Below are 4,257 nucleotides of genomic sequence, written 5' to 3' on the forward strand. Positions count from 1 at the left end.
AACGTGGGCGGCGCCGCGGTCTGCGCCGGCGGTGCGAAGCCCGGTGCGGCGCCGGACTGCGGCGGCTCGGGGGCTGCGGGCTCCTCCTCGGCGACCTCACCGCCGAAGTTCTTCAACAGCGCGTCCAGGCCGCCGTCGAAGCCCTGCCCGACGGCGGCGAACCGCCAGACGTCCTTCAGGTAGAAGTCGCCCAGCATCACGGCGCGCTCGGTGGAGAACTCGGCGCCGTTGAACGAGTACCGGGCCACCTCCTCGCCGCCCGCGACGATACGGATGTAGCCAGGGGCGATCTGCGACATCTGCCCGGTGCCGTCGATGGTCGCCGTGAACGACAGCTTCTGGATCTGCTGCGGGACCCTGTCGAGCGTGACGCGGAAGGACTCCGTGTCACCCGCCTGGGACCCCAGCAACTGAATGGCTTCCTCCGGGGACTTCGGCTGGTTGAAGAAAACGAAGTACCGGTCGTCCGAAAGCCGTTCATCGGCGTCCAGACCGAAGCAGCTGATGTCGAAGGTCACTCCGGGGCCCGAGATCTGTACACCCACGTACAGATCCGTCCCCGCCGTGAGGTCACTGATCCTGGCCTTGTGGCCGCGTTGGAATTCCCTGGCCATGCGTAACGACCGTCCCCCATCCCGATGCGAGTGCGTCGCGCCAGGCTAACGGCAAAATCCGGCAATGAACGAGGCCGGTACAGACCCGGTACACAACGCCTGCTTCCGGGCCGCCTCGGGGCCGCTTCCCGTACGGGCACGCGCACGCGTGGTGGCCGGTTTTCGTCAGTCGGTCACTCGTCGCCGCCGGTGGGCCGATGTGGCAGCCGGTCCGCCGCGACCACTCCTTCGAGGTAGCCGCGGGCGCGCTCGGTCCGCGGATACGCGTCCAGCAGTCGCCAGAAGCGGGGGCCGTGGCCGGGCACGAGCAGGTGGGCGAGTTCGTGGACGAGGACGTAGTCGACGACGTACTCGGGCATCCCCTGCAATCGGTGTGAAAGGCGGATACTTCCCTCGGACGGGGTGCACGAGCCCCAGCGCGTGTTCTGGTTGGTGACCCAGCGGACCGACGTGGGCCGGGCCCGGCCGTCGAAGTACTGGATCGACAGACGCTCCGCGCGCTCGGCCAGCTCGGTGTCACCGATGAGCCGCTTGCTCTCCTGCGCGGCGAGCTTGTCGAGCATGACGGTCACCCAGCGCTGCTCCTCCGCCTCGGACATGCGGGCGGGAATGAGCACGACGGTGCGATCACCCTCACGGTACGCGGAGACCGTTCTGCGCCGGCGCGCACTCCTGCGGACCTCGATCGCGCTCACCCCCGAGCCGCTCGGCGGCTGGCTCGTCGTGCTGCGCTCTGGCTTTCCGGCACGGTGCAGTGGGTCGGCGGGCACGCCCCGACGTTACCCGCTGCACACGCGCCAAGTCCCGGCTCCGGGACGGTTCGATGCCGATCGGCAATCCCAGCGCTCGATTTGTACGACTAATACAGCGGCCTGTGGACAACTCTCGACGCGGGGCGGCGGGACCCGGGCATTCTGGCATTCGCCGGCGGAGCGGACACGACACCGGACTGAGTCTTGTGGCGTCCGCACACACCCGCCGGCGATTGGGGACGTATCTACGGCTACGGGGGCCGATCATGCATCCGATGGTGAAGCCCGCGCTGCGGCGCGGCTGGCGGGACCTCAACACCGTGCAGTTCGGGATGGCACCTGCGCACGCGATGGTGCTGGGACCGGTGGACTTGGCGACGGGCAGTTTCCTCTCCTTGCTGGACGGGACGCGCGGCCTGCCGCTCCTGCGCGACGAAGGACGCCGGATGGGGCTGCCCGACGGTCATGTCGACGGGCTGGTCGAGCGGCTCGCCGCGTCGGGCCTGCTGGACGACGCGACGGGAGGCGGCCCGGACGCGGACGCCCTGCGAAAGAAGGTCACGGTCGTGGACCGTCTGCGCCCCGACCTCGCGGCGCTCTCCCTCGTCTCCCCCGAACCGGGCGGCGCGATGGGCCGCCTGGCCACCCGCCGCTCCCTGCGGGTGCAGGTGCGCGGTGCCGGCCGGGTGGGCGTGGTGCTGGCCGCACTCCTCGCGGGCGCGGGCGTGGGCAGCGTCGACGTACGCGACGTCGGCCTGGTCGAGCCGTGGGACGTGGCACCGGGCGGGCTGCCGGCCGACGCGATCGGCGAGCGCAGGGAAGAGGCGGCGCGCCGGGCGGTACGGCGGGCGGCTCCGGAGCGTCCCCCACGGACAGCCGCGTCCGGAGAGGACCCCGGCTTCTCCCTGGTGATCCTCGCCCCACGCAAGGGGGTCGATGTCCACGCCCCCGACCCGGTCAGCGCCGAACCGCTCATCGCCTCGGGAACGCCGCACCTCTATGCGGGAGTCGTGGAGGGAACGGGTGTGGTCGGCCCGCTGGTCCTGCCCGGCGAGACGGGATGCGCGGGCTGTCTGGACCAGGGGCGCGCCGACCGGGACGCCTGCTGGCCGCGTCTTGTCGCTCAGTGGCGCTCGGGCAGACAGCACCAGGTGGAGTCCTGCGACCTGGCCCTGGCCTCGGTCGTGGCCGCACTGGCCGCGGGGCACGCGCTCGCCTTCCTGGACGGTCGGGTACCGTCCAGCGCGGGCGCACGCTGGGAGGTGTCCTCCCCGGGGCTCGACTGGCATTCCAGGCCGGTGTGGGCACACCCCGCATGCCCGTGCGCGGCCACGGAGAAAGGTAAGGAGGAACACACCTCGGAGGACGGGGAGTCACACGAGACAATGGCGGGGCAACAGCGGTCAACGAGCTTGTCCCTCACAGCGCACGCAGCACGGCGGTCTGGGACTTGGAGGGCGCATGTCTGATCTTCCCCGGAAGGCGGTCACCCGTACCGCCAAGCTCGCCGCGCTCCCGCTCGGCTTCGCCGGGCGGGCGACCTGGGGGCTCGGCAGAAGGATCGGCGGGAAGTCGGCGGAGATCGTGGGCCGTGAGCTGCAACAGCGCACGGCGGAGCAGCTGTTCAAGGTGCTCGGCGAGCTCAAGGGCGGCGCGATGAAGTTCGGGCAGGCCCTGTCCGTCTTCGAGTCGGCGCTGCCGGAGGAGATCGCGGGGCCGTATCGCGCGGCCCTCACGAAGCTCCAGGAAGCAGCCCCGCCCATGCCCACACGCACGGTGCACGCGGTGCTGGAGGAGCGGCTCGGCGAGGACTGGCAGGAGCTGTTCCTGGAGTTCGAGGACAAACCGGCCGCCGCGGCCTCGATCGGCCAGGTGCACCGCGCGACCTGGCACGACGGCCGTGAGGTAGCCGTCAAGGTGCAGTACCCGGGCGCGGGCGAGGCCCTCCTGTCCGATCTGAACCAACTCGGCCGGTTCGCCCGCCTTCTGGGGCCTTTGATCCCGGGGATGGACATCAAGCCGCTGATCGCCGAATTGCGCGACCGTGTGTCCGAAGAGCTCGACTACGGCTTGGAGGCTCAAGCCCAGGAGACGCACGCGGCAGAGTTCGCGGACGACCCGGACGTCCTGGTTCCGGCCGTGGTCCACCAGTCCGAGCAGGTCCTGGTGACCGAGTGGATCGACGGCACACCGCTGTCGGAGGTGATAGCGGACGGCACCCAGGAGCAGCGCGATCGTGCCGGCCAACTGCTCGCCCGGTTCCTCTTCTCGGGCCCCGCTCGCACTGGCCTCCTGCACGCGGACCCGCATCCGGGCAACTTCCGCCTCGTACCCGACGAGAAGAGCGGCTGGCGCCTGGGTGTTCTCGACTTCGGCACGGTGGACCGCCTCCCGGACGGTCTGCCCGAACCGATCGGAGACTCCCTGCGGATGACGCTGGAGGGCGAGGCCGATGCGGTGTACGAGCTCCTCTGCGCGGAGGGCTTCGTCAAGGAGACCGTGGAGCTGGACCCGGACGCGGTCCTCGACTATCTACTGCCGATCATCGAACCGGCCCAGGCCGACGAGTTCACCTTCACCCGGGGCTGGATGCGCACTCAGGCAGCCCGCATAGCCGACCCGCGCTCTCCCGCACACCAGCTGGGAAAGCAGCTCAACCTGCCTCCGTCGTACCTGCTGATCCACCGGGTGACGCTGAGCACGATCGGGGTGCTGTGCCAGTTGGGGGCCACGGTCCGCCTGCGGGACGAGTTGGAGGAATGGCTCCCGGGGTTCCTGCCGGAGCAGCCGAGAGCCGCGGAGGCGTGAGCGGCTGTCCACCGCTCACGCTCGGTGCCGCATCCGGCGGTCCGGTGGACGCAGCGCACAGCGGGGGCCGGTCCGTTCGGACC

At 70.6% G+C, this 4,257-nt stretch carries 4 protein-coding genes; 2 read left to right on the top strand and 2 right to left on the bottom strand.

What is annotated here, in order from left to right:
- Together FNH08_RS45790 and FNH08_RS45795 are read right to left on the bottom strand one after the other, a co-directional pair.
- Nucleotides 1-614: TerD family protein (locus FNH08_RS45790; RefSeq protein ID WP_194238850.1), on the bottom strand; the 614-nt coding region annotated here is incomplete at its 3' end.
- Between the two features lie 173 nt (nt 615-787).
- Entirely contained in the window at nt 788-1,384 is a 597-nt protein-coding gene (locus FNH08_RS45795; protein ID WP_322726515.1) for a M48 metallopeptidase family protein, read from the bottom strand.
- Between the two features lie 248 nt (nt 1,385-1,632).
- Between FNH08_RS45795 and FNH08_RS45800 the strand changes: the two genes are divergently transcribed.
- Both FNH08_RS45800 and FNH08_RS45805 read left to right on the top strand, forming a co-directional pair.
- Complete coding sequence (locus FNH08_RS45800) at nt 1,633-2,835, top strand: ThiF family adenylyltransferase (protein WP_152777573.1); 1,203 nt, start codon at nt 1,633-1,635, stop codon at nt 2,833-2,835.
- Nucleotides 2,828-4,174 carry an ABC1 kinase family protein gene (locus FNH08_RS45805; RefSeq protein WP_152777575.1) on the top strand — a complete coding sequence of 449 codons (1,347 nt, stop codon included), beginning with the start codon at nt 2,828-2,830 and terminating at the stop codon, nt 4,172-4,174. The genes FNH08_RS45800 and FNH08_RS45805 overlap by 8 nt, the downstream gene beginning before the upstream one ends.
- Nucleotides 4,175-4,257: the final 83 nt, after the last annotated feature.

Origin of the sequence: Streptomyces spongiae (assembly GCF_009377185.1) — a bacterium.
Classification (GTDB): Bacteria; Actinomycetota; Actinomycetes; order Streptomycetales; family Streptomycetaceae; genus Streptomyces; species Streptomyces spongiae.